The organism is Lysinibacillus sp. NPDC097214 (assembly GCF_050277945.1).
GTDB classification, from domain to species: domain Bacteria; phylum Bacillota; class Bacilli; order Bacillales_A; family Planococcaceae; genus Lysinibacillus; species Lysinibacillus xylanilyticus_B.
The window spans coordinates 386,873-413,857 of the sequence record NZ_JBNNSS010000003.1; the positions used below are offsets into that span (position 1 = coordinate 386,873).

The 26,985-nt window shown below is 31.9% G+C and carries 22 protein-coding genes and 1 pseudogene; all 23 read left to right on the top strand.

The window, feature by feature from the left end:
* Window positions 1-79: 79 nt before the first annotated feature.
* Window positions 80-1,240: a glycosyltransferase gene (locus ACQKMI_RS09060; protein WP_427488216.1), complete on the top strand. Its 1,161-nt coding sequence runs from the start codon at window positions 80-82 to the stop codon at window positions 1,238-1,240.
* A gap of 5 nt (window positions 1,241-1,245) precedes the next feature.
* Window positions 1,246-2,400 (top strand): glycosyltransferase, encoded by a 1,155-nt coding sequence (locus ACQKMI_RS09065; RefSeq protein ID WP_427488217.1) that lies wholly within the window; start codon window positions 1,246-1,248, stop codon window positions 2,398-2,400.
* A 557-nt stretch (window positions 2,401-2,957) separates the two neighbouring features.
* Window positions 2,958-4,148 (top strand): O-antigen ligase family protein, encoded by a 1,191-nt coding sequence (locus ACQKMI_RS09070; RefSeq protein ID WP_427488218.1) that lies wholly within the window; start codon window positions 2,958-2,960, stop codon window positions 4,146-4,148.
* 259 nt (window positions 4,149-4,407) lie between these two features.
* Window positions 4,408-5,340: an ATP-grasp fold amidoligase family protein gene (locus ACQKMI_RS09075; protein WP_427488219.1), complete on the top strand. Its 933-nt coding sequence runs from the start codon at window positions 4,408-4,410 to the stop codon at window positions 5,338-5,340.
* 286 nt (window positions 5,341-5,626) lie between these two features.
* Window positions 5,627-6,922 carry a lipopolysaccharide biosynthesis protein gene (locus tag ACQKMI_RS09080; RefSeq protein ID WP_427488220.1) on the top strand — a complete coding sequence of 432 codons (1,296 nt, stop codon included), beginning with the start codon at window positions 5,627-5,629 and terminating at the stop codon, window positions 6,920-6,922.
* 280 nt (window positions 6,923-7,202) lie between these two features.
* Window positions 7,203-8,369, top strand: a complete 1,167-nt coding sequence (locus tag ACQKMI_RS09085; protein ID WP_427488221.1) for a nucleotide sugar dehydrogenase — start codon at window positions 7,203-7,205, stop codon at window positions 8,367-8,369.
* A 712-nt stretch (window positions 8,370-9,081) separates the two neighbouring features.
* The gene (locus tag ACQKMI_RS09090; protein WP_427488222.1) at window positions 9,082-10,302 is read left to right on the top strand and encodes a nucleotide sugar dehydrogenase; all 1,221 of its coding nucleotides are present in this window, start codon (window positions 9,082-9,084) and stop codon (window positions 10,300-10,302) included.
* Window positions 10,303-10,373: 71 nt separating this feature from the next.
* The gene (locus ACQKMI_RS09095; RefSeq protein WP_427488431.1) at window positions 10,374-10,661 is read left to right on the top strand and encodes a UDP-N-acetylglucosamine 2-epimerase; all 288 of its coding nucleotides are present in this window, start codon (window positions 10,374-10,376) and stop codon (window positions 10,659-10,661) included.
* A pseudogene (locus ACQKMI_RS09100) lies at window positions 10,639-10,902 on the top strand (phospho-sugar mutase); the annotation flags it as partial. The gene ACQKMI_RS09095 and the pseudogene ACQKMI_RS09100, both read left to right, overlap by 23 nt.
* Before the next feature lie 360 nt (window positions 10,903-11,262).
* Window positions 11,263-11,982 carry a YveK family protein gene (locus ACQKMI_RS09105; protein WP_427488223.1) on the top strand — a complete coding sequence of 240 codons (720 nt, stop codon included), beginning with the start codon at window positions 11,263-11,265 and terminating at the stop codon, window positions 11,980-11,982.
* Window positions 11,983-12,026: 44 nt separating this feature from the next.
* Window positions 12,027-12,674 (top strand): CpsD/CapB family tyrosine-protein kinase, encoded by a 648-nt coding sequence (locus ACQKMI_RS09110; protein WP_427488224.1) that lies wholly within the window; start codon window positions 12,027-12,029, stop codon window positions 12,672-12,674.
* 93 nt (window positions 12,675-12,767) lie between these two features.
* Complete coding sequence (locus ACQKMI_RS09115) at window positions 12,768-14,075, top strand: glucose-6-phosphate isomerase (protein WP_427488225.1); 1,308 nt, start codon at window positions 12,768-12,770, stop codon at window positions 14,073-14,075.
* A 323-nt stretch (window positions 14,076-14,398) separates the two neighbouring features.
* A complete protein-coding gene (locus ACQKMI_RS09120) occupies window positions 14,399-15,637 on the top strand; it encodes a glycosyltransferase family 4 protein (RefSeq protein WP_427488226.1) in 1,239 nt (412 codons plus the stop codon).
* Window position 15,638: 1 nt separating this feature from the next.
* Complete coding sequence (locus tag ACQKMI_RS09125; RefSeq protein ID WP_427488227.1) at window positions 15,639-16,718, top strand: polysaccharide biosynthesis protein; 1,080 nt, start codon at window positions 15,639-15,641, stop codon at window positions 16,716-16,718.
* A complete protein-coding gene (locus ACQKMI_RS09130; RefSeq protein ID WP_427488228.1) occupies window positions 16,657-17,766 on the top strand; it encodes a capsular polysaccharide biosynthesis protein CapF in 1,110 nt (369 codons plus the stop codon). The genes ACQKMI_RS09125 and ACQKMI_RS09130 overlap by 62 nt, the downstream gene beginning before the upstream one ends.
* Window position 17,767: 1 nt before the next feature.
* Window positions 17,768-18,904: a non-hydrolyzing UDP-N-acetylglucosamine 2-epimerase gene (wecB, locus tag ACQKMI_RS09135; RefSeq protein ID WP_427488229.1), complete on the top strand. Its 1,137-nt coding sequence runs from the start codon at window positions 17,768-17,770 to the stop codon at window positions 18,902-18,904.
* Window positions 18,905-18,912: 8 nt separating this feature from the next.
* Window positions 18,913-19,515 (top strand): CatB-related O-acetyltransferase, encoded by a 603-nt coding sequence (locus ACQKMI_RS09140; RefSeq protein WP_427488230.1) that lies wholly within the window; start codon window positions 18,913-18,915, stop codon window positions 19,513-19,515.
* A gap of 13 nt (window positions 19,516-19,528) precedes the next feature.
* The gene (locus ACQKMI_RS09145) at window positions 19,529-20,725 is read left to right on the top strand and encodes a glycosyltransferase family 4 protein (protein WP_427488231.1); all 1,197 of its coding nucleotides are present in this window, start codon (window positions 19,529-19,531) and stop codon (window positions 20,723-20,725) included.
* Between the two features lie 2 nt (window positions 20,726-20,727).
* Entirely contained in the window at window positions 20,728-21,813 is a 1,086-nt protein-coding gene (locus tag ACQKMI_RS09150) for a glycosyltransferase family 4 protein (RefSeq protein WP_427488232.1), read from the top strand.
* Between the two features lie 73 nt (window positions 21,814-21,886).
* Window positions 21,887-23,161, top strand: coding sequence for an O-antigen ligase family protein (locus ACQKMI_RS09155; protein ID WP_427488233.1), 1,275 nt, complete (start codon window positions 21,887-21,889; stop codon window positions 23,159-23,161).
* Window positions 23,162-23,210: 49 nt separating this feature from the next.
* A complete protein-coding gene (locus tag ACQKMI_RS09160) occupies window positions 23,211-24,233 on the top strand; it encodes a glycosyltransferase family 2 protein (RefSeq protein ID WP_427488234.1) in 1,023 nt (340 codons plus the stop codon).
* The gene (locus ACQKMI_RS09165; protein WP_427488235.1) at window positions 24,230-25,708 is read left to right on the top strand and encodes a lipopolysaccharide biosynthesis protein; all 1,479 of its coding nucleotides are present in this window, start codon (window positions 24,230-24,232) and stop codon (window positions 25,706-25,708) included. Before ACQKMI_RS09160 ends, ACQKMI_RS09165 begins: the two co-directional genes overlap by 4 nt.
* A 4-nt stretch (window positions 25,709-25,712) precedes the next feature.
* The gene (locus ACQKMI_RS09170) at window positions 25,713-26,939 is read left to right on the top strand and encodes an ATP-grasp domain-containing protein (protein ID WP_427488236.1); all 1,227 of its coding nucleotides are present in this window, start codon (window positions 25,713-25,715) and stop codon (window positions 26,937-26,939) included.
* Window positions 26,940-26,985 lie beyond the last annotated feature (46 nt).

The following is a 26,985-nucleotide window of genomic DNA, read 5'->3' on the forward strand; positions in this document are numbered from 1 at the left end:
TTTAGTCTTTTTATAGACTAGAAAAAAAGACATTTATGGATTGCTTAGATTAATTCTTTCAAATTATGAGGTTTAAAAAATGAAACTTTTAATATTGGGTAGAAGTTATCCGGAAGTAGAAACAGGTATGGTTGGTATCTTTGAATATGAACAAGCTCAAGCGGTATCAAAATCCAGCAAAGTTCCAATTCAAATATTATATACTTTCTGCGATAATCGTTCGATTTTTAGATTGCATAAGTTTAATAGTATTTATAAAAACGATGATCACATTATTAAAATCGGTAAATATTTTCCAATAGGAGGATTTCCAAACAAAATCTTTGAGAGAATTAAAACCAAATTGAGTATTAGTATGTTAAAACATGCAATTAGCAAATTTGGCAAGCCGGATATTATCCATATACATTTCCCAATCATTACTTTAACGGAAGGAATATGGGAATACTTAATATCATTGCAAAGTAATATCGTGGTTACTGAGCATTATTCCAGAGTGCAAAATAAGGAATTGTCTGTTAAGCAAATAGAGTTACTTAAGAAGATAGCTATAAATGCTGATAAATTTCTTTGTGTCAATAATCTTTTGCCGAAAAGTATTGAAGAGCTAACAGGGGTCCAAAGAGAATTTGTTGTAGTACCTAATGTTGTTGCTCCTATATTTTCATACAATGAAGAGTTAGGTGACGGTATATATCGGTTTATTTCTATAGGTCGTCTAGTCAAAGAAAAGAAATTTGATTTACTTATTGAAGCGTTTGTTAAAAAATTTAAAGACGCCCCGAATATAGAGCTAATAATTGTTGGTGGCGGTGAGGAATATAAAAGTCTCAAGAAGAAGATTAACACACTAAACATGGAGAAAAAAATCAAGATGACAGGGTTTTTAGATAGGGCTAAAACCGCCCGAATATTGGAAAAAAGTAATGCCTATGTTTCGGCAAGTTCTTTCGAAACATTTGGGGTTCCAGTTGTTGAGGCGATGTCTTGTGGAAAACCTGTAATTGTTGCTGACACCTCTCCCTTAAAGCAGTATATTAACAGTTTGAGAGGTGTCTTGTTTAAAGTAGATGATGTTGAAAGTTTAGCGGATGCGATGGGTATGTTGTATGAACATCATACTGTCATCAATTCTTCTGAAATTGCTGTTTTCGCTGAAAGTCATTTTAGTGAAAAGGCAATTGCAGAAAAGTTGTGTTCTATATACAGTAGTTGCATAAGTAGAGTCAATAAGGAGTAGAAATTTTGAAAATATTAATAGTTTCACCATTTTTCCCACCAAGTGCTACGGTCGCAATAGTCAGAATTTCAAGTCTGGTTCATGAGTTACTGAAGAGTGGCCATGAAATAACGGTTATAAGAAATAAGTATGATGAACAAATCAATAAATTAGCAGATAGTGATATGGAATTAATAAATCTTAAAACATATACAGTAGAAGTGAATCAATCAGTAAGATATTTTGAGGCAAGCAAGCGATATAAAGACGTTTTCAGAAAAGTGATGAATAAAGAAAAATTCGATCTAGTATTCATTACTGCTGGGCCATATTACACAATTCCTCTATGTAAAGTTGCAAAGGTAGAATACAATACGAAGTGTATTATTGATTACCGTGATCTATGGATATTTGATATGAGAAGTAAAGTAGAGTTCTTTAAACCTTTTAATCTTATGAAAAAAATAGTTTACTTTCCGATTGAATGGAGGAATATAAAATACGCAGATTTAGTAGTTACTGTCACCGAAGAATGGAGACAAATTTTAAAAAAAGTGTATAAAAAGGATAAATTTGAAGTCATTACAAATGGTTATGATGATGAGAATTTAAAAAAAGCCGATAGTATAATTGAATATCCCTATAAAGATAAATTTGTAATAGCTGCATTTGGTAAACTTTCATACTACTCAGTTGAATACGGCATTAAGTTTTTTAGTGCGATGAATATCCTGAGTAAGAAATATCCAAATTTACTGGTACTCCATATTGGATTACCAGAAAAAGAAACAGAAGAAGCAATAATGGCTAGTGGATTTGATTCAGAAAAATATATAAATACTGGATTTATTAAATATACAGATGGAATAGAATTGCTTAAAAATACAAATGCTTGTGTGATTATTGATGTTAGAAAAGGTGCAATGGGTACGAAATTCTATGATTATGTTTTTGTAAATAAGCCATTAATATATTTTGGAAAGAAAAATACACATCTAGATTGTTTGGTAAGAGGGTTTGAAAATGGATTTTCGTGTTATAAAGAAAATGATGTTGTAGATTCAATTAACAAAATCAAAAATGAAAGCCTATCTTCATTGACTAACACGGGAAATGCCCAAAAATATGCTCGAAGCAAACAAAACAAGAAATACATAGAGCTGATTGATGAAGTTTTTTAAAGTACTTTAAAGATATTTTCTTGGCCATTAGTTGAAAAAAATAAACATTGGGTCAATTCATCATGAACTACTTTACCATAGTATGTAATAAATTTTTCCAAAAGTTTATTAGTTTTTATTTACTTCCTCTGCAAAGATGAATACGTATTGCATAGGTCCATCTGTATTTTGTTTTGTTATAAGTTACTTATAGATATAAGGATGATTTTATCTTCAAACTTTTTAAATAGTTACTTGAATGGAGTGTGATGTTCTTTCCGAGGGTTAAGTGATTTTAAGTTTTACAACCGTTGAAAAACATCCTTTACTTTCAACTTATCTGTGTGTTCATCAGTGGGATTATGGTGAGAGCTCGTTGTATGGTTTTTGTTTGAATATGTATGTGAAGAATCCATCCTATACAAAGTTCTACTAAATGGGTAACTTTATCGATTTCTTTAAAATTTAGCACTTAGTTTTACAATCTAACAAATAATTTCACTATAAAATGTTTTTTGTATATTGGGATAAGATATGCAAATCTCTAATGAAATGTCATATGTACTGGGGATGTTGCGATGAAAAAGAATACCTTAAACTTAAATATTAAACCGTTACTATATATAATTATAGTTTATCCATTCTACAAGCCTTATTACTTTTCTGAAATTGGAATAATGCCAATTGTTAATCAGATATTATTTGCAGTAGCCTTAGTAATAATTGCGTTATTTTACTTTGTAAAATTGCCACGCATTTATATAAATAGTGGTGTGTGTTTTATAATATTTTATTATTTATTTATATTAGTTTCGACTTTTTTAAATAACTCATTTAATTCGAATTATTTTTCATTAGTTTCTTTTTCGATCGGTTTTGGATTACTTGTGAATCATTGTCTGAAAAATAAAAATGAATTTTTGTATTTTCTATCGGCTATATATTTTCTCCTTTACGTGTATCTATTGGCCAATTTACTTGCTATGATTTTATATCCTAATGGAATACCTTCAATAACATATTATATTGATCTCCCGCAATATGTTTTTGGAAATACAAATAGTGTAATAAAAGTTGTACTCCCAGGACTGTGTTTTGCATTTTTATATGATTCATTAAAATATAAGAGAATTAGAAGTAAAAGTTGGATTTTGCTTTTATTGGTATGGATTACATTGTTAAATACTGCGTCAATAACTTCTGTGATGGGCTGCTTTGTGTTTACGATATTTGTTATTTTTAAGAGAATGGGAAATATGAAATCGCTTGTTAACTATTTTACTATGTTCATTATTTCGTTTGTTCTATTTATGATGGTGGTAGTTTTGAAATACGAAAATAATTTTTTGGGAAATATCCTTAGTATATTTGGAAAAACTCTTACTTTCTCAAATCGTGATGTGCTATGGATTAATGCAATAAATAGCATTAAGTCTTCCCCCATTTGGGGTTACGGTATTCAAAATCCCGAAATTATATGGGAACACATAGGAAATAAACATGGTTCACATAATTACTATTTAGATACGTTATACCGCGGTGGTTTAGTTGCATTATTGTTTTTGATCTCCGGTGTGATTTATTTTGGTAAAAAAATTGTTAAATACAAAAATAATATAGTCATTAGGACTATAATAGGAACTTGTTGTGCATATTTTGTTATGTGGATTTTTGAGCCTTTTATATCTACAGAGTATCTTATGTTTAGTATTTTTTTTGTATTGACTTCTCGCATAGATGTTATTGTATCCTATTTTTATGATGCTTGATTATTAAATAAGATTTAAGTTGGTTTTTTATGGAGTATTCCTGGCGGAAATTTCCTGTGGTTTTGAAAAGGGAGAGGCCTTTGAATGAGGTACATGAATATTCATTAAACAATTACCTTTTGAAAAAAGTATTCCCTTGTTATATGACAATTAATTTGGGAAATAAAATGATTATATCAAATGTGTAGCGAAATTACCGTCACTCAAAAACGGGTCAATCTGTTTATACATTAACATTTATAAAGGGAGGATACAGCCTTTGAGTATTAGAAATTCATTGAGAAAAAATCAAATTATTTATCGAATATATCTCAAATATAAATTCCGTAAAATTACAAAAATTTGCAATGAACGTAAAGCAATGAGTAAAGAGGAAATGGAAAAAATTATTGAACATGATTATTATTCGAGAATTAATGAGTCAATAGATTGGGAAAAACCTGAAAAATATACAGATAAAATTCAATGGAGGAAGTTGAATTTTCAAGATCAAAGAATGACCGAATATTCAGATAAAATACTTGTAAGAGAATATGTTAAGAATATAATTGGAGAAGATTATTTAATACCTATTTTAGGTGAATGGGATTCTTTTGAGAAGATTGATTTTGACATTCTCCCGAACTCTTTTGTACTTAAAACTAATCATGGTTCAGGTACAAATATTATTGTAAAAGATAAAAGTGATTTTGAAAAAAAAACTGCTGAGATATTAATCAATGGATGGCTGAATACTGATTTTGGTTATAGCCATGGTTTAGAATTGCACTACTCAGGAATAAATAGAAAAATATTTTCTGAACAATATATAGAAACAAAAGATAATGATTTAGAGGATTATAAATTTCTTTGTTTTGATGGTAAAGCCTATTTTTGTTGGGTTGATGTTGATAGATACGGCGATCATAGAAGAAACGTTTATGATCTTAATTGGAACTTACAGCCATGGGGTCAATCAAAAAAGAACACTAATATTGATATTCCAAAACCAGAAAATTTTAGCTTGATGATTACATTAGCTGAGAAACTTGCTGCTGGTTTTTCTCATGTAAGAGTTGACCTATATAATATAGACGGAAGAATTTATTTTGGAGAAATGACATTTACTAATGGTAGTGGATATGATTTAATCTCTCCGAGAGAGTTTGATTACAAGCTAGGGGATCTTTGGAAAAACTATAGAAATTCATAGTGAATTTAAAATAGTTTTATTATCGAACTACTTCAATCTTATAAATATTCTTATATGAGTATATATTTTACTTGAGTGTAAAAATTGAATTTTACATAGGGCAGTGAGATATTATCTTCTTAATTATATCAATTTTTCACCAAGATTATCTCACTGTTTTTTATATTAAATATAGTCAGGTATTAATTCTGGATATAATTTGACAAAAACAAATGAAGTAAGTTTGTATTACGATATATTTTATATGTTTAATAATACTTTTTGTAAGATTTGAAGGGGAAAAAAGATGAAAAAATTAATCAATTCCATAATTACAAAGCCCTTTGTCCGAAACATAATAATTCTGGCTAGTGGAACAGCTGCAGCACAGGCTATTTCAATATTACTTTCGCCAATTATTACACGTTTATATGGGCCAGAAGCATATGGGTTGATGGGGACTTTTATGGCTATAGTGGCAATATTGACGCCAATAGCAGCACTTACTTATCCGATTGCTATAGTTCTTCCGAAGACTGACGCTGAGGCTAAAGGACTGATACACCTATCATTAACTATTTCAGTGATTATCGCAGGAACGATTTCTGTCATTTTATTGGTATTTAATCAAACAATTATAGATTTGTTCCAATTAAGTGAAATCCGATCTTTTTTATATTTAATTCCTATAACAATACTTTGTGCTGGAATACTACAAGTAGCAGAACAATGGCTTATTCGAAAGAAACAGTTCAAAATATCTGCCAGGGTTACTTTTTTACAAGCACTATTATCACAAGGTAGTATTGTGAGTATCGGCCTCTTTTATCCAATGGCTTCAATATTAGTAATAATACAATCTTTAAGAGAAGGACTTAGAGCCTTTTTAATGTTTTTATTTATGAAGAAAACAGATGGTAACCCCCTAGTTAAAGTAGAAAATAAGAAGTTCTCAAAAAAAATTCTTCTTAAGAAGTACAATGATTTTCCATTATTCAGAGCTCCAGAAGTATTCTTAAATGCGCTCTCTCAAAGCTTACCTATACTAATGTTAACAAGTTTTTTTGGCCCTGCATCTGCTGGTTTCTATTCAATTAGTAAAACTGTATTAAATGTTCCAACACAACTTATTGGTAAATCAGTTGGAGATGTATTTTATCCAAGAATAGCTGAAGCTGCTAATAATAATGAAGATCTTCCAAAATTGATTAAAAAAGCTACAATATCACTTGCTATAATTGGTATAGTTCCTTTTGGAATTGTAATCATGGTTGGTCCATGGCTTTTTAGCAATGTTTTTGGGCCTGACTGGTTAAGTGCAGGGGAATATGCAAGATGGATTGCACTTTGGTCTTTTTTTGCTTTTATAAATCAACCAAGTGTAAGAACACTACCGGTATTATCTGAACAAGTATTTCAACTGAAATATACCGTATTTATGTTATTAACTAGAATTATTATGTTAGGAATTGGTTATTATGTTTTTTCTAGTGATGAGTTGGCAATCGCACTTTTTGGAATTTCAGGTGCATTCCTTAATGGGGGCTTAATTCTGATTACTCTTAAAAAAAGTAAGAAATATAATAGAAGAGAAGATAATTAATTTTCTTAATTTGGAGCATTCTAATATAACTTTTATAGAAAAAGATATATTCAAACAAAGTATATGTTTTTATTAATTTTTTTAGAATAAAAAAAACCATAATACTTCGGACTAAATTATTTTAAATTATAAAAAATAAAGTCGGATAATACAAAGAAGCAGTACTAGATAGAGAACAACTGAAGAATTATTGAATAAATTGTAATTATCAATGTGTATATGTTGTTTCTTTCTATTGGAATCAAACCTGCTTATTACTACTATTTAGGAGGTATCTTAAATGAAAATAACAATCGCTGGAACAGGCTATGTTGGTTTATCTAATGCCATATTACTAGCCCAAAAGAATGAAGTAATAGCACTTGATGTAATTCAAGAAAAAATCGATATGATTAACAATAAAATATCTCCGATTGCTGATCCTGAGATTGAAGAATATTTTGCAACAAAAGAATTAAACCTCACAGCAACAACCGACAATTATAAAGCTTATAAAGATGCAGAATACGTAATTATTTCAACACCCACGAATTATGATCCGGAGAAAAACTATTTTAACACTAGAACTGTTGAGGATGTTATCGCTAAAGTGCTGTCTATTAATCCAGATGCGATAATGGTAATCAAATCTACAGTTCCATTAGGATATATAGAGAAGATTAAAAAGAAATTTGAAACCGATAATATTATTTTCTCACCTGAATTTTTACGTGAAGGAAAGGCTTTGTACGATAACTTATATCCTTCGCGCATTATTGTTGGTGAACAGTCTGATAGAGCTCAAGTGTTTGCTAACTTGTTAGCTGAAGGAGCGATTAAGGAAGATATTCCTGTATTATTTACCAATTCAACAGAAGCTGAAGCTATTAAACTATTTGCCAACACATACCTTGCGATGAGAGTCGCATTTTTCAATGAGCTCGATTCATATGCAGAGGTAAAAGGATTAGATACTAAGCAAATTATTGATGGGGTTGGGCTTGATCCACGAATAGGTAATCATTATAATAATCCTTCCTTTGGTTACGGTGGTTACTGCTTACCTAAAGATACAAAACAGCTATTGGCCAATTATGAAGACGTTCCAAATAATATAATGACAGCAATCGTAGACGCAAATAGAACAAGAAAAGACCATGTTGCAGAAATGATTATTAAAAAGAATCCTAAGATTGTTGGTATTTATAGACTTACTATGAAAATGGACTCTGATAACTTTAGACAATCAGCTATTCAAGGTGTAATGAAGCGAATTAAAGCTAATGGGATTGAAGTTGTTGTATACGAGCCAGCACTTCATGAGGAAACATTCTTTAATTCTAGAGTAATTAATGATTTTGAAGAGTTTAAGAGAGTTTCAGATGTTATAGTTGCAAATCGATTGTCTGATGATCTACGTGATGTAGAGAATAAGGTGTATACTAGGGATTTATTTAGTAGGGATTAAACTTAAACTCTTTAATATATAGTACTTAGCTATTTTTAAAGAATTAAGGTGAAAGTGCTCAAATAAATATATTAGTACCGGCGGAGATGCAGGACATTCAGTAATTATTACTGATAATCTTTTTAACAGTAAGAAAAGAAACTGTTAAAAAGATTACGGTACTGAAATATTGTGAGCAAAGATTATTTGCAACAGGCATTAGTCGACCTTCTGATACGAAAATAACATTAGAAGAGCAGTAGTGAGTGATTGATGTTGTTCTGGGAATTTGTCGAGTAGTGATTGTAATTTATTTTACTACTGTCAAATCTATACGCAAAAAAGAAATTAAAGTTTTTTATAGCTGTGTTAACCGTTCTGAATCGAATGGCTAGCACAGCTTTTTTGTTTTAGGATGAAATGACCTACGATTGCTTCACATTAAGACAACATATATCTAGTGATACTTATAAACCTTAATGAAAATTCTTCGCCATGTATAAAGAGAAATTCGCCTTCATATAAGTAGTAAATAGCAAAAAGTTTGTACGGACAAAGCTTATTTGAGTGCTTACCTATTAAATGTAAATCCGTTGGATCAGCGAGGTATCGAACAGGTATTAAGACTTAATAAAAACAAAGATTTTTCATTTGAAGAAGCGAAGATAGATTTAGGGAAGAAGGAATAAAACCCGAAGTATCGGAAAGATAACTGACCGAAGGAAGGTAATAAATGATAAATATTATTGGACTTGGCTATATTGGTTTACCTACAGCTCTAATGTTGGCAAAAAGTGGGTTAAAGATAGTTGGAACAGATTATAATACTAATCTAGTGAACTCTTTAACTGAAGGAAAACTTACTTTTGAAGAGGAGGGGTTAGAAAAACTATTCCAAGAAGCTATTAATAACGGAATTGAATTTACAACAGATTATCAAAAGACACATACCTATATTATTGCAGTCCCAACTCCATATATTAAAAATAGTAAGAAACTCGATCCTAAGTATGTTATTTCAGCAGTAAATAGTGTTCTAGATGTTTGTGAGATAGGTGCAGCTTTGATTATCGAATCGACTATTTCACCTGGAACAATAGATAAATTTATACGCCCAGAAATAGAAAAAAGGGGACTTGTTATTGGAAAAGATGTTCATTTATTACATGCGCCAGAAAGAATAATACCCGGAAATATGATTTATGAACTTGAGTACAATTCAAGAACAATTGGTGCGGATAATACGGAAATAGGCGAAAAAGTTAAAGGGTTATACTCAAATTTTTGTAAAGCTGAAATAGTTGTAACGGATATTAGATCAGCAGAAATGTCTAAGGTTGTAGAGAACACTTATCGAGATATTAACATTGCTTTTGCTAATGAATTAGCTAAAATTTGTCGTGCTGATAATATGGATGTATATGAGATTATTAGAATGGCCAACATGCATCCGCGAGTTAATATATTACAACCTGGCCCAGGTGTCGGAGGCCATTGTATTTCAGTTGACCCATGGTTCTTGGTCGGAGACTATCCAGATTTAACAAATCTTATTTTAACTGCACGAAAAATTAACGATTCTATGCCAAGACATGTATTAGGACGAATTAGAGATATCATGAGAGAGCATAACATTAAGGATATTTCAAAAGTTGGTCTTTATGGACTAGCGTATAAAGAAAATGTTGATGATACAAGAGAAAGTCCAACACTTCAATTATTAGAAAGAATGGATGAGCATTTGGCTTTTGGAGTGAAAGTTTTTGATCCATTTGTAAAGGAAAGAATTGTGGATCATCAATTTATGAATTTTGAAGACTTTTTAAATGAAATAGCAATTCTTGTAGTTATGGTGGGACATGACCATATTAAAAACAATATGAAACTAATAGAGGATATGCTTGTCCTTGATACGAAAAATATTTGTACATTTGAAGGCTCATATAAATTATAAAATAAAGTTGGTTGATATTTATGAATTAAAAGGTAATGGTCGTATTCGGGACAAGACCGAAAGCAATTAAAATGTGTCCTTTAGTGAAAGAACTAAAAACAAGAGATAAATCAGATACAGTTATATATGTTACAGGTCAGCTTAGAGAAATGCTAGATGAAGTATTGAACGTGTTTAATATCGTACCGGACTATGATTTATCGATTATGAAGACTATGCAAATATTTTTTGATGTGACGATTAATATCCTAGAAAAAGAAAAGAAGGTTTTAGTGGAAGTAAAACCTGATGTAGTTCTAGTGCATGGTGACACTTCTACAACGTTCGTAACAGCAACCGCTTACGCTTGCCGGTGTTGAAGTAGTACGTGTGGAAGATTACTGAAGTGGGGAAGCAAAACTTGCGGACGACTCTATTGAAGTATTAAGGTTACCAAAAGAAAATGTGCTGAAGTATATGTTAGCGGACGGTTCCTGGGTAGCTATTCGTCCTTCTGGTACAGAACCTAAGTGCAAATTTTACTTTGGGGTAGTAGGGAAAAATCGTGATGAGCAGCCGATAAACTACTACTGCTTTAACAGGCAATTAATCAATAAATAGAGGTATTTTTATAGATATTATTTGATGAAAGTGGTTCTTCCGTATAAATAGGAAGGATCGTTTTTTTTTTATAAACCTAAATATATCACAGTCATTTTTATTATAAGTTGGTTGAAATAAATCTATTAATGGAAATAGGATAGGCTCAACATTATGAGGAAAAGTTCTTTTGATAATGGGTCCAGATATGAATAAATTGAGGAGCGCAGTAATATAATCGAAAGTGAAGAGAAGGGAAAAATCTCAGGGTACGATTCTATATAACGTAATTTAATGTGAGCTTTTTGAATTGGAATGGCACAGTAGCGACATGTTTTTTTGAAAAATACTAACAGGTATTCGGATAAGGGGTGAAGGCCGTTGGAGACAACAATTACTTTACAAGATTTATTGACAAAAATTCGAAAACGTTGGTTCCTTGTTTTAAGCTGTGCAGTTATTGCAAGTGCAGTAGCTGCAATCATTAGCTACTATTTATTAACACCAATCTATCAAGCAGAAACGCAAATATTAGTAAATCAAAAAAGTTCAAATATAGAACAATATCAATGGGCACAAAATAACGAAACAGATTTACGATTAATAAATACGTATAATGTCATCATTAAAAGCCCTGTAATACTATCGAAAGTCATAGAAAAACTTGAGTTAGATAAAACATCAGATAGTTTAGCGGAACAAATTACAGTATCTAGTGCAAATGACTCGCAAGTTGTAAATATTATAGTTATGGACAAACAAGCATCTAAGGCCGTGAAAATTTCGAATACGTTGGCAGATGTCTTTAAAAAGGAAATCCCTATTTTAATGAATGTTGATAATATAGAAACTCTATCTGTAGCTAAACTAACAGATAATCCTAAACCAGTAAAACCAAATAAGTTACTAAATATTATCAGTGCAACCGTTGGAGGTTTAATGGTGGGAATCATTTTAGCTTTTTTACTAGAGTTATTGGATACAAGGTTTAAATCAGAGCAAGAAATAAAAGAAATATTAAATTTACCAGTTGTTGGTTTAGTTGGAGTAATCGCTGATCCGAATATTTCTATGAAATCACGTAGAGTGAGGAGGAACTAACCATATTTGGTTTGAAAAAAAGGAAAAAAATTAAAACTTCTAAAATGGCACGTAAACTAGTGACAGATTCAAAATCAATCATATCTGAACAATTCCGAATGATGCGTACAAATATTCGATTTTCTTTGCCAGATCAAGAAATAAAATCACTACTCGTTACTTCATCTATACCGGGGGAAGGTAAATCCACAAATGCTGCAAATCTCGGTGTTGTTTTTGCTCAAGAAGGTAAAAGAGTGATCATCATAGATGCCGATATGCGTAAACCAACTTTACACCATACGTTTAATACTTTAAATACCGATGGATTGTCAGATGTGTTAACAAAGCAGAAGATTTACTTTAATGTTATTCAAAAAACATCAGTGGAAGAGTTAAGTATTATCCCAAGCGGACCGCTTCCACCAAATCCAGTCGATCTACTATCATCGAAGACAATGGAAATGCTTATGCGGGATTTAAGGAAAGATTATGACATCATTATTTTAGATGCACCTCCATTATTATCAGTATCAGATGCGCAAATTTTGTCTAATAAATGTGATGGTACTATATTAGTTGTGAATATGGAATTAGTACAAAAAGTAGATGTTTTAAAAGCAAAGGCTACACTTGTTTCTTCAAAAGCGAAAATTTTGGGCGTCGTTCTAAATAATGTTAAAAAAACACCTAAGAACCATTATTATTATTGATCATATCGTTCACCCTAAAGAAGGCGTTGATGCTGAAATAGAGGACTTTTATGCATTAATAACTTATTCAAACATACGAAATGAGGTCATACGGTGAGGAAGCAATTTTTGCATACAAACATTCTAAATTATGACCTAACTACGATTAATTGGTCACGTTATACAAATAATGTAGAAGAAATCCACCGATATTTAGAACTGGCAGAGGATATTCCGACTGGTTGGCTTCATGCACCGCTTGAAGCTTATGATGCATTATTTGTTCATATTGAAAAGACAGCGCATGAAATTCGTAGTTTTGCAGATGTACTTATTGTCATCGGAGTGGGTGGTTCTTTTCTAGGTGCCCGTGCGGTGCAAGATGCCTTGACACCTTATTTTGGTGCACATCATGATGGAATTGAAGTAATATATGTAGGGCAAAATATGAGTGGAGCTTATATGAAGCAATTACTGGAGAGTATTGAGAATAAGAGTGTATACGTGAATGTTGTGTCAAAATCTGGCGGAACGATGGAACCAGCACTGGCGTTTCGAGTTTTACGTCAGTATATGGAATTACATTATGGGGAAAAAGCAGCTGAACGTATTATCGTCACGACAGACGCCAAAAGAGGACTATTAAAGAAAATAGCTGATGCTTCGGGTTATCGACAATTTGTTATACCTTCAAACATAGGTGGTCGTTTTTCGGTATTAACTGCTGCTGGTCTTTTGCCAATGGCAGTTGCAGGGGTTGATATTTATAACTTAATGTCTGGAGCGAAGGTAGCGGCATTAGAGTTTAAAGAATCAAGACTTGAGTATAATGAGGCGTACCGATATGCGGTGTTACGTCATGCATTATATGAACAGGGATACAAAATTGAATTGCTTGCTTCATTTGAACCGGCCTTAAATAAGTTTCATGAATGGTGGAAGCAACTGTTTGGTGAGAGTGAAGGTAAAGACAGAAAAGGTCTTTATCCCTCTACAGTAAATTTTCCAACAGATTTGCATGCAATTGGTCAATTTATACAGGAGGGTAGCCCGATCTTGTTTGAAACATTACTTCACTTTCATGAAATTGGGGATGATTTGGCAGTACCCTATGATGCACGCAATGAGGATGGACTAAATTATTTAACGAATCGAACATTTAATGAAATAAACGCCATTTCTAAAGAGGGCACAGCACGTGCTCATTCGGAAGGCAATGTCCCAGTTATACAGTTGGAATTACCAAAGCTAGATGCGTATCATATTGGCTATCTAATTTATTTTTTTATGAAGGCATGTACGATGAGCGCCTATTTACTAGGTGTCAACCCATTTGATCAGCCAGGTGTAGAAACATATAAGCTTAAAATGATGGAACTTTTACAAGAACATAAAGTGTCGTCGAAATATAGTGAGTATTAGATTTATATTAAAATACACCTTATTTTTCATTGTGAAGATGCCCTAAAAGTATTTTATAACTTTTAGGGCATTTTTTCTAAAAAAGTTAATAAATTTTCTATTGATATCCGATAGTGTTTGTTTACAGATTTACACATTAGTTAATAGGTTAATGGGATTGGATTTTAATACTCTTTTTAATTAGAGTCTTCATTTGTCATTTTTTTTATATTTCCGATAGAAAGGAATATAGATATTGTACGAGCATATATATTCAATTATAACAATGTGCGTTATCGAATAAAATGAAATGACCAATGTTTTCAAGTAAGTAGGGGTGATTTATGGAGAAAAAGAAAAATATATTATTTTTGTGCCAGTATTTTTATCCTGAATATATTTCGTCGGCTACGCTCCCTTTTAACACAGCAGTGGCTCTTAGTAAGGCTGGCTTTACTGTCAGCGCATTGTCTGGGTATCCGAAAGAGTATAACTTAACAAATAATGTCCCGCTGCAAGAGACCTATGAAAATATTGAGATAAGTAGACTAAAATATATCCAACTTAAACGTAGTCATTTCATCGGACGATTAATTAATTATTTTTCTTTTACATTTTCTGTAGCCTTACGTTTTAGACAATTGGGAAAGTATGAGGCAATAATCGTTTACTCAAATCCACCAATATTACCGTTAATAGCAGCTCTTGCTAATAAGTTTTTTAACACAAAAGTAGTGTTTGTCAGTTACGATGTATACCCAGAAATAGCTTACTTTACAAACACTATTTCCGAAGATAGTGTCATTAGCAAAATGATGAAAAGAGTTAATAAATTTATTTTTAAACATGTAAATACAGTTGTTGCTTTATCGAATGAAATGAAAGACTATCTACTAAAACATAGAGTAGCATTAAAAAAACACCAAATTGAAGTAATCCCTAATTGGTGCGAGGATAAAGCATTCTCTAATGGCACTAAAGCATATGAAAATAAACTATTAGAATCCATAAAAACAGATGAAAATCTGGTCGTATCTTATTTTGGTAATATGGGAATATGTCAAGATTTGGATCCGATTTTGGAGGCAATCCGTCAATTAAAAGATGATAAGAACGTTCAATTTCTTTTTGCAGGACATGGAAATAAAATGGGCAAATTAAAAGAGACAGTAGAAACAGAGAATTTGAATCACGCACGTGTTTTTGATTTTTTACATGGACAAGATTTTCAAAAGGCTCTAAGTATCAGCGATTGTTTCATTGTAAGTTTATCGGATGGATTGACTGGCCTAGCTGTCCCAAGTAAAACCTACAGTTATATGATGGCTAGTAAACCAGTAATCGCTATTATAGGAGCGAATTCTGATATAGCTAAAGATTTAATAGATCATCATGCAGGATATGTTATGCAAGCAAAGGATAGCTTCAAACTAGTAATTGTTATTAAAGAACTCCTCGATGATAGGGAAAAGCGTGAATATATGGGGGAGAATTGTAGGAAGTTATTTCTTGAGAAATACACGATGGAAAAATGTACTCGGAAATATGTAAATCTTATGCATAAATTACTGGGGGAACAATAATATGTTTAAAGACAAAATATTATTAATAACTGGCGGTACGGGTTCATTTGGAAATGCAGTTATGAAGAGATTTTTAAATACCGATATAAAAGAAATTCGCATTTTTTCAAGAGATGAGAAAAAACAAGATGACATGAGAAAAGTTTACAAAAATGAAAAATTGAAATTTTATATAGGCGATGTAAGGGATGTATCGAGTTTGAAAAATGCTATGCACGGTGTAGATTACATTTTCCACGCTGCTGCGCTAAAACAAGTTCCATCCTGTGAATTCTTTCCATTAGAAGCAGTGAAAACTAATGTCATTGGAACAGATAATGTTCTGACTGTGGCCATTGAAAGTGGTGTAAGAAAGGTAATTTGTTTGTCGACAGATAAAGCCGCTTATCCGATTAATGCAATGGGCATTTCAAAAGCAATGATGGAAAAGGTGATTGTTGCAAAAGCAAAAACAGTTGATCCAAAACGAACATTAATATGTGGTACTCGCTATGGAAATGTGATGGCTTCACGCGGCTCTGTTATCCCATTATTTATTGACCAAATTAAAAATGGCCAAGCACTAACAATTACAGATCCACAAATGACTAGATTTCTAATGAGTCTTGAAGAAGCAGTTGAATTAGTATTATTTGCATTTGAGCATGCCGATGCAGGAGATATTATGGTACAAAAATCACCTGCGTCAACTGTTTGGGATTTAGCACATGCCATCAGGGAAATATTCAATGCGGATAATAACATTGATATTATCGGTACTCGTCATGGAGAAAAACTGTATGAAACTTTGCTTACTAGAGAGGAAAATATGGTTGCACAAGATTTAGGCAGATTTTATCGTGTGCCTGTTGATACAAGGGATTTAAATTATGAAAAATACTTCGTGGAGGGTAATCAAAAACTATCCATACAAGAAGAGTACAATTCTCACAATACAGAAATGCTAAATATCCAACAAATAAAAGAAAGGTTATTAAACCTTGACTTTATTCAAGAAGAATTGAAAGGTTGGGTCTATGATGAAAATACTAGTGACCGGTTCAAAGGGGTTTATCGGCAAGAATCTCATAGCAAAGCTTAAAAACCAAAATTATATTGACGTTCTAGAGTTTAACAGAGAAACAAACATAGACTTGTTAGATGAATATTGTAAAGAGGCGGATTTTATTTTCCATCTTGCTGGAGTAAATCGGCCGAAAGATCTGTCTGATTTCATGGATGTGAACTATGGCTTTACCTCAATTCTTCTTGATACATTAAAGAAATACCAAAATACTTGCCCTATTATGCTAGCATCATCTACTCAAGCAGAACAAAATAATCCTTATGGCATTAGTAAAAAAGCTGGGGAGGACTTGCTTTTCGAATACAGTAAAAAAACAGGTGCGAAAGTTTTAGTCTATCGTTTGCCCAACGTATTTGGTAAATGGAGTAGGCCAAATTACAACAGTGCTGTAGCAACATTTTGTCATAATATTGCACATGATTTACCTATAACAGTAAGTGATCCTAGCCTTGAAATGAAGCTAGTTTACATTGATGATGTTGTGGAAGAATTGCTGGAAGCCTTGCATGGAAATGAGAACTCAATCCAAGGCTATTGCCAAATTCCAGTTGTCCATAAGACGACACTAGGAGAAATTGTAGAATTGATTTATTCCTTCAAAAAAAGTAGAGAAGAACGCTCTATTCCTAATATGTCCCACACGTTTACTAAAAAATTATACAGTACATTTTTAAGTTTCCTTAGTGAAAATCAATTTAGCTATGATCTTAAGATGAATGTAGATTTAAGAGGGTCATTTACGGAGTTTATTAAGACGCCTGATAGAGGTCAAATATCTGTAAATATTTCAAAACCAGGTATAACAAAAGGTAACCATTGGCATCATTCGAAAAATGAAAAATTTTTAGTGGTAAGTGGTCAAGGTGTGATCCGATTTAGAAATATTAATTCCAATGAAGTAGCGGAGTACTTTGTCAGTGGCGATAAATTGGAAGTGGTTGATATTCCAGTGGGATTTACACACAACATCGAAAATTTAGGTGACACAGATATGGTAACAATCATGTGGGTGAATGAAATATTTGATCCTGAAAAACCAGATACAATCTATTTGGAGGTATAAGGTGAAGAAGCTAAAAGTAATGACTGTTGTAGGTACTCGTCCAGAAATTATTAGACTATCTGCTGTCATAAATAAATTAGAAAAATCAAATGTTATCGAACATGTATTAGTCCATACTGGTCAAAATTATGATTATGAGTTAAATGAAGTGTTTTTTAGAGAGTTCAATTTAAAGACACCGGATTATTTTTTAAATGCAGCAACTGGAACTGCTATTGAAACAATAGGAAATATTCTTATTAAGATTGATCCGGTATTAGAGGAAGTTCAACCAGATGCACTTTTAGTATTAGGTGATACAAACAGCTGTTTATGTGCAATTGCAGCAAGGAAAAGGCATATTCCGATATTTCATATGGAAGCGGGTAATAGATGCTTCGATCAAAGGGTACCAGAAGAAACAAATCGAAAAATTGTCGATCATATTGCAGATGTTAACTTAACGTACAGTGACATTGCAAGAGAATATTTGTTAAGAGAAGGGCTACCAGCAGATCGAATTATTAAGACGGGGAGTCCGATGTTAGAAGTACTCAACTCAAGAAAAGCGGATATAGAAAAATCAGATATAGTAGCAAGATTAAATCTTAAAGAAGTAAATTATTTTGTAGTATCGGCACACCGAGAGGAAAATATTAATTCAGATACAAATTTTTTAGATTTAGTAGATAGCTTAAATGCGATTGCAGAAATGTATCAGATACCTGTCATAGTCAGTACACACCCTAGAACTTTACAGATGATTCTTGCGAAGGGGATAGAGTTTAATCCTTTAGTAAATATAATCAAGCCTTTGGGATTTAATGACTATGTAAAACTTCAAATAGAAGCAAAGGCCGTATTAAGTGATAGTGGAACGATAAGCGAGGAATCTTCCATTCTTGGATTTAGAGCACTGAATATTAGACAGGCGCATGAAAGACCGGAAGCGATGGAAGAAGCTGCGGTCATGATGGTAGGGCTGAAGAAAGAGCGAGTTTTACAAGGATTAGAGATTTTAAAGACACAAGAGAATTACGATTTAAAAAGAGTTATAGATTATAGTATGCCAAATGTGTCAGATAAAGTGCTTAGAATTATTTTGTCGTATACAGATTATGTTAATCGGGTAGTTTGGGGTATTCACGAGAAAGGTTAAGGTGATATATGAGATTAAATTATTTATTCTCTAAAATTACTAAAAAAATACAAATCCCTGCCGTGAAAAATTCAAAAATCGATAAAACAGCAAGGGTATGCTCTGCTTCTCATATAGTCAATACTGAGATAGGAAGATACTCTTATGTAGGTAATTTTTGCACAGTAGTTAATACTAAAATAGGCAATTTTTGCTCTATAGCTGATAATTCTATTATTGGTGGAGCCAGTCATCCAATAGAATGGGTATCTACATCCCCCGTGTTCCATGAAGGAATAAACATAATGCGAAAAAATTTTTCTTCACATGAATACAAAACAGATAAAGAAACTATTATCGGTAATGATGTTTGGATAGGAAATAATTCACTTATTAAAAGTGGTGTATTTATCGCGGATGGTGCTGTAATCGGTATGGGTTCAGTACTCACTAAAGACGTTGGTGCTTATGAAATATGGGCAGGAAATCCTGCAAAGTTTATTAGGAAAAGATTTAGTAATGAAGTAATTGAAAAACTTAATAATACTGAATGGTGGAACTACAGTGATTCGCAATTGAAAGAAGAGTCAATAAATTTTAATGATGTTAATAAATTTACGATTAAAAAATAATGAGGTAGATAGAATGAGAATTCTTCATTGGGACGAAATGTTTCATCCTTCATTTGGATATCAAATAAACATATTACCTAAATACCAGGTGAAGCAAGGTCATGAAGTAATAATTGTAACATCAGAAGAAATTGAAAAACATCCAACATTCTCCAAATTCGGAGGCAGTGTAAATATAGAGCAGGAAGACATGAAATATATGAATATGTATGGAGTAAAAATAATCCGTTTACCAATTCACACTGTAATGAGTGGGCGTGTAATTTATAAAAAAGGATATTTAAAAATAATAAAAGAATTAGAGCCCGATGTAATAATGTGTCATACGAATGACACATTATCTGCAATAAGAATTACACAACATTATAAATACTTTAATACTCCAATTGTTTTTGACAATCACATGTTAGAGATGGCATCTAAAAACCCGTTAAGTAAGTTGTTTAGACTATATTTCAAAAGTTTTATTACCCCAATTATTAAAAAAAATAATTTAACAGTTATAAGAACGCAAAATGACAATTATGTTAATAAGCACCTAGGAATACCCGAAAAACAAACTCCTTTTATTTCTTTTGGTTCTGATAGATCTCTCTTTTACCCTAATATTCAAGAAAAAAAAACATTTAGAGATAAATACAATATAAACATGGAAGACTTCGTCGTTTTATATACTGGGAAGTTGACTGAAGATAAAGGTGGAAAACTGCTAGCAAACGCCTTTTACAAAAAATTTGATACTGAAAAAAATATAATACTTGTTGTAGTTGGAAATGCCTCTGGGGAGTATGGAAATGAGGTGGAGGAATTATTCAGGAAATCTGATAATAGAGTTATTCGCTTCCCTACTCAAAAGTATACGGATTTGCCAAAATTTTATCAAATGGCTGATTTATGTTTATTTCCAAAGCAATGCAGCTTAAGTTTTTATGATGCACAATCATGTGGATTACCAGTTATAGCAGAAAACAATAACGTAAATATTGATAGGCTTAGTCATAATAATGGATTTACTTTTAAAACAGATGATATGGAGGATTTTAGAGATAACGTTTTAAAATTCATTAAATTATCTGATGAAGAGTACAAAGTTATCTCAAATAACGCATATAAGTTTGTAAAAGACAATTACGATTATGAAGAGTTAACCAAACAATATAACGATATATTATTAAATGAATATGAAAAGTTTCAAAAAAGGAGCTTCTAATTATGAATATCTGCTTTTTATTAGGTGGATTTACTAGTAACGGTGGAATAGGACGTGTCACATCTATTTTAGCTAATACACTTTGTAATGATGATAAGTATAGGGTCTATTCATTAAGCTACTTTAACAATGGCAGAGATAACTTATACAATTTAGATAAGAAAGTACAACAAAATTTCTTATTTGAAGATCCACTTAATATGGCTAAAGGAATTTTAAGAGGCGGAATATTAAAATTAAGAAAATATTTCAAAAAAAATAATATTGATGTTGTAATAGCTTGTGGTGCACTTTATTTTCCAATTGTAGTATTGAGCTGTAAAGGGCTTAAAACAAAATGCATTTGTTGGGAGCATTCTAATGCTCAAAATTCAAAAGATCATTCATTTCAATCATTTTGCAGATGGGTAGGTGCGAAAAATTCAGACCTAGTTGTCACTCTGACAAAACATGATAAACAGAATTATATAGACAAGTATCATATAAAAAATGTCAAACAAATTTACAATCCTATTGATGAAGAAATTTTCAATTATGCACATCAATACAATATAAATTCAAAGAAGTTGTTAAGTGTTGGTAGATTGTCATATCCCAAAAATTTTGGAATGCTGATTGATATAGCTAAGGAAGTTTTGGTAGAGAATCCCGATTGGACATGGGACATTTATGGTGAAGGTGCATTAAAAGATGAGCTAGAAAATAAAATAAAAGAATACGGCTTAGAAAAGCGGATTACTCTAAAGGGACAAGTGAACAATTTATATAGTTTGTATAATGAATATAGTCTATTAATTATGACCTCACGTTACGAAGGATTCCCCATGACTTTATTGGAAGGTATTGCACAAGGCTTACCTTTAATTAGTTTTGATGTATTAACGGGACCTAATGAAATAATAGAGCATTGTATAAATGGTTATTTAATTAAGCCTTTTGATACTGATCAGATGATATCTTCTACAAATTATCTAATAAACAATTCCGAAAAAAGAAGAGAAATGTCAGAAAATAGTAAGGTTAAGTGTGGAGATTTCAAACTTTCGGAAATTATCGTTCAATGGAAACAATTAATTGATGCATTATAAAAAAGATGTATTAAAAGGGTTCATCATCAAAAGTCGGGGATGACATTTAAGTAAAGTACGTATTGATTTTAGAATGCTTGTTACTCTTCGTTCCGGCTGTGAAGCCACTGGAAAGCGACCAACGGAACGAAAATCAACCCCAAGTTATGGTGCTGAGCCATTAAAAGGTGATACTATGAAATATTTGACAAATGAAGGTTATATTGAAAATGTTGAAGATGTAGTTAGAGTTGATAAGATATTAAGATTTTTAATATATATATATATAGTTATTTCTTTTTACGAAGCTTATATAAATCAATTAATAGGTTCTTATACAAAATATTATTTACTCTTTATAATTGTAATATATTTTTCTTCGTATTCAAAAATCAAGCTAGAAAAGTATCATTTACTAATAATATCCTGGTTAATTTTTAAATTTGCTTCAATTTTATGGGGCTCTTATAATTCTATAGGCTCAAGTAACGTATCTACTCAATTGTTATCACAAGTGGGTATGGTCGGTTTTTTTCTAGTAATGACTATTGTGAAATTTGAGTATTCTTTTGTTAAAAAAATTATAGATATATCATTATATGCAAGTGTTTCAATGGGTTTTCTGAGTTTATTTTTTTCTGAAGCATATCTTTTTGCATTCGAATCAAGGCAAGTCTTGACTTTATTTGGTACTCAAAATGATCCGAATAATATGGCTGCCTTTTTTTTAGTGGGTATATCTATTGCGTTGTATTATATTATCTTTGAAAAAGAACATATATTTAGAAATTGTATTTTTATTGTAATGAACGGATTTGCTTTAAGTTTAACTGCCTCAAGAGGTGGATTTGTATCTTTGGTGGTAGTAATTGTATTAATTGTTTTTGTAACGAATAAAAGGAAATTATACTTTGTAGATATAATGAAAAAAATAATATTAATTGTCATGATAATTGTTTCTTTATTTATTGTGTTAAAACAATTTTTACCAGTTTCTATCTTTGATAGACTTTTTAGTTTTGATTCATATAAAGGTGGTTCCGGTCGAGAAGATTTATGGACAACTGCTGCTACATTGATTGAAAAAAAACCGTTTTTTGGATGGGGATGGGGAGGATATGAATCTGGATTACACAACACATATCTTACAATGTTATGTGACGTTGGAATTGTAGGATTTTCATTATTCTTACTTGCATTATTTAGCATATGTATTAGGTCAATAAAATTTAGAATGCCCCTGGGCATTATTTTATTAGTTACTGGACTTGGGCCTTCCTTTTTTATTGATGCTATTAATAAGAGGTTTTTTTGGAATGCTCTAATATTGGCTATTATGTTGCTAAATAGTCATAAACCACATAAATAATATTCTATCTATCATCTATTTGTGTTCAACAAACTTCAAATAGAGCGGCTTGAGCTACAAAAAAGGGTCAAATGTTGATACAACAACATTTATAGAGGGAGTGTCGAGAATAGATAATATTTTGGTGAGCATTGACTGTATAACTTATAATCATGAAAAATATATCGCGGAAGCGATTGATAGCTTTTTAATGCAAATTACAAATTTTAAGTTTGAAATATTAATACATGACGATGCCTCAACAGATAGGACAGCAGACATAATTAGAGAATATGAGAAGCGATATCCAGATTTGATAAAACCAATCTATCAAGTAGAAAATCAGTATTCAAAGGGAGTTTCAGTAGATACTTTTAATATTGAAAGGCCATTGGGAAAATATATAGCAGTATGTGAGGGCGATGATTATTGGACCGATCCATATAAATTGCAAAAACAGGTAGATTATATGGAAATGCATCCTGAATGTAGCTTATGCGTACATGGCGGTAATGTAGTGACCGCATCAGAAAAAAAACTAATATCCCATAATCGTCCTAATAAAGGAAATAAAGTTTTTACGGTTGCAGAAGTGATTGAAGGCGGAGGAGGTCTTTTTCTTACTAATTCGATGTTTTATCGAGCAGAATTGGATAAAAAAAGACCAAGTTTTTTTGAGATATCTCCTGTTGGAGATTATCCTTTAGTAATAAATTTATCACTATTAGGTACAGTATTTTATATCGATGAATTTATGTCTGCGTATAGAGTAGGAGATACAGAGTCATGGACAATGAGAGAACTTTCCAATAATGAAGACAAGATTATTCACACGCATAAGATTGCACAGATGCTTGATGAAATAAATCAATATACAAACTGTCAATATGAAGATGCTATTACTAAGAAAAAAAATAGAGATCAGTTATTTCTATTATTAGCATTAAGGAAGTTCAAGGAAGCAAAACAAGGGGAATTAAGAAATATATATTCAAAATTAGCGTTTAAAAGAAAGACTATTATTTTTATGGATCAGTATTGGCCAAGTATCTCAAAGTTTCTTAGATTAACAAGAAAGAAGCTGGTAGGGTGAGCGGGGTAACAAAATCTAATATCCTTTCTTCACTCTTCTGGAAACTCATGGAACGTGGCGGGACACAAGGTATTCAATTTGTAGTAATGATCTTATTGGCTCGTCTTCTTCTTCCAGAAGATTTTGGTTTAATCGTACTAGTAGCAGTCTTTATCACACTAGCTGGAGTATTTGTTCAAAGTGGATTTAATACAGCGTTAATTCAGAAAAAAGATGCGGATGAAGTCGATTTTTCCACGATTTTTTTCTTAAATCTAGTAGTAGCTACAGTGCTGTATGTCATTCTTTTTTTTATGGCCCCTTTGATAGCTACATTTTTTGATCAACTACAGCTAACACTTGTTCTAAGAATTTTATCCCTAACTTTGTTTTTTGGATCTATTAATTCAATCCAGAATGCCGTTATTGCGCGAAATATGCAGTTTAAAAAATTATTTTTTAGCAGCCTAGGTTCAGTGGTAGTATCAGGTATTATCGGTATAGTAATGGCATACGCTAATTATGGTGTGTGGGCCTTGGTTGGACAACAATTAACAAATCAGTTTTTAGTTACGGCAATTTTATGGTTCACAGTAAAATGGAGGCCGAAATTAATTTTTTCAATTGTAAGAGCAAGAAGTTTATTTTCATTCGGATGGAAGCTGATGGTATCTTCGTTGATAGATACAATGGATACCAATATAAGAAGTCTCTTAATTGGTAAAATGTTCAGCCCATCAATAGTAGGTTTTTACAGTAGAGGAGAACAATTCCCTAATTTACTTGTAAGTAACATAAATGGCTCAATGCAATCAGTAATGTTTCCGGCTTTAGCATCTCAACAAGAGAATAGATCAAGAGTAAAAGAAATGGTAAGGAGATCAATCGTTACAAGTTCATTTATTATCTTTCCGATGATGGTTGGTCTCGCAGTGATTGCTGAGCCATTAGTTAAGCTTTTATTGACAGATAAATGGTTACCTACTGTACCTTATTTACAAATATTTTGTGCTGCTTATGCACTATGGCCGATTCATACAGTAAACTTGCAAGCTATTAATGCTTTAGGTCGTAGTGACATTTTTTTGAAGTTGGAAATAGTAAAAAAAATACTAGGGCTTGCAATCTTAGGAATCACAATACCGTTTGGTGTTCATGTAATGGCTTTAGGTGTAGTAATTACTGGATTCTTATCCACTTTTATTAATGCTTACCCAAACCTGATATTGCTTAATTATAGTATTCAAGAGCAGTGGAAGGATATAATGCCATCTTTACTTCTATCTTTAGTAATGGGATTGGTAGTTTTCTCTATAAAACTGTACGCTATGACAGCTGTATTAACAATCATTATTCAAATATTTGTGGGAATAGTTTTTTATGTTGTATTAGCAAAACTATTTAAATTAGAATGTTTTACTTATCTAGTATTGACTTTGAAAGATATGTTAGGAAGTAAAAAGAACACAAAATTAATAGAAAATAATGAGGTGTAATAAAGTGAAGAAACTATTAATGCTTGGGGGGGCTCACTCTCAAGTTCCAGCAATTAAAGCGGCTAAAGAAATGGGCCACTATGTAATAATTTGTGATTATTTAATAGGAAATCCAGGACGTAAATATGCTCACGAGTATCACAATGTCAGTATTACTGATAAAGAAGCTGTTTTATCCTTAGCAAAATCACTAAAAATTGATGGCATAGTTAGCTATGAGTCGGAAGCTGGAGCACCTACAGCAGCCTTTGTTGCTGAAAAGTTGGGGTTATCGTCACATCCATTTAAATCTGTGGAAATTCTGTCTAATAAGGATATGTTTAAAGAATTTCTAAAAGAAAATAATTTTAATGTACCAAAAGCTAAAGGATATGACTCACTGGAAGAAGCGAAAGCAGACTTTCATCAATATAAAATGCCAGTAATGGTGAAGCCGGTGGATTCCTCAGGAAGTAGAGGCGTATCGAAAATAGACACAATAGAACTTCTTCAAGAAAAAGCGGAGTATGCTTTAAGCTTTTCAAGAGCCAAACGTTTTATTGTAGAAGAGTATATTAAAAAAAATGGATACCAAGTTGGAGGAGATGGATTTTCTGTAAATGGTAGACTAGTTTTTCGAAGTTTCTCAAATGAGCATTTCCATTCAAACCCTATAAATCCATTTGTCCCAATAGGTTCTAGTTGGCAATGCAATATGCCTGAACATATACAAAATAAAATACATGATGAAATTCAAAGGGTATTGAACTTGCTAAATATGAAAACAGGTGCTTACAATTTTGATATTTTGGTTGATGATAAAGAAAATGTATATCTTATAGAAATAGCCGCTCGTAATGGTGGTGATTGGATTCCTCAAGTAATAAAATATGCAACGGGCATTGACATGATTGAATATACAATTAATGCAGCATTAGGTGGAAATTGTAGTGATTTATCGATGATCGACCCCGAGGGGTATTGGTCTTGTTATGTAGTAAATAGTCATAAAAGCGGAATATTTAAAGAAGTTGTGATTGATGATGAAATTATGAAAAATAATATAGTTGAATATGAAATACTAGTAAATCCAGGTGAAGCTATCCATGCTTTTACAGGATCTAACAATAAGCTAGGGACAATGATAATGGAATTTTCTTCAAAGGGCGAAATGTTAGATAAGATGGATAATATGCCGAAATGGGTCAATGTCATTGTTGAAGAAACTTTGATAAGTACTAGCCAAGGCTAAACATCTAGCAGTACTCGAAGTTATGGGAGGGAAAATCAGACAGTAA

Excerpts from the sequence above, each read along its gene's own strand:
- ACQKMI_RS09155 (WP_427488233.1), top strand. The coding sequence starts at position 21,887 with ATGCTTGTTACTCTTCGTTCCGGCTGTGAAGCCACTGGAAAGCGACCA.
- ACQKMI_RS09060 (WP_427488216.1), top strand. The coding sequence starts at position 80 with ATGAAACTTTTAATATTGGGTAGAAGTTATCCGGAAGTAGAAACAGGT.
- ACQKMI_RS09150 (WP_427488232.1), top strand. The coding sequence starts at position 20,728 with ATGAATATCTGCTTTTTATTAGGTGGATTTACTAGTAACGGTGGAATA.
- ACQKMI_RS09070 (WP_427488218.1), top strand. The coding sequence starts at position 2,958 with ATGAAAAAGAATACCTTAAACTTAAATATTAAACCGTTACTATATATA.
- ACQKMI_RS09125 (WP_427488227.1), top strand. The coding sequence starts at position 15,639 with ATGTTTAAAGACAAAATATTATTAATAACTGGCGGTACGGGTTCATTT.
- ACQKMI_RS09130 (WP_427488228.1), top strand. The coding sequence starts at position 16,657 with ATGAAAATACTAGTGACCGGTTCAAAGGGGTTTATCGGCAAGAATCTC.
- ACQKMI_RS09090 (WP_427488222.1), top strand. The coding sequence starts at position 9,082 with ATGATAAATATTATTGGACTTGGCTATATTGGTTTACCTACAGCTCTA.
- ACQKMI_RS09095 (WP_427488431.1), top strand. The coding sequence starts at position 10,374 with ATGTGTCCTTTAGTGAAAGAACTAAAAACAAGAGATAAATCAGATACA.
- ACQKMI_RS09110 (WP_427488224.1), top strand. The coding sequence starts at position 12,027 with ATGGCACGTAAACTAGTGACAGATTCAAAATCAATCATATCTGAACAA.
- ACQKMI_RS09140 (WP_427488230.1), top strand. The coding sequence starts at position 18,913 with ATGAGATTAAATTATTTATTCTCTAAAATTACTAAAAAAATACAAATC.
- ACQKMI_RS09120 (WP_427488226.1), top strand. The coding sequence starts at position 14,399 with ATGGAGAAAAAGAAAAATATATTATTTTTGTGCCAGTATTTTTATCCT.
- ACQKMI_RS09080 (WP_427488220.1), top strand. The coding sequence starts at position 5,627 with ATGAAAAAATTAATCAATTCCATAATTACAAAGCCCTTTGTCCGAAAC.
- ACQKMI_RS09085 (WP_427488221.1), top strand. The coding sequence starts at position 7,203 with ATGAAAATAACAATCGCTGGAACAGGCTATGTTGGTTTATCTAATGCC.
- ACQKMI_RS09145 (WP_427488231.1), top strand. The coding sequence starts at position 19,529 with ATGAGAATTCTTCATTGGGACGAAATGTTTCATCCTTCATTTGGATAT.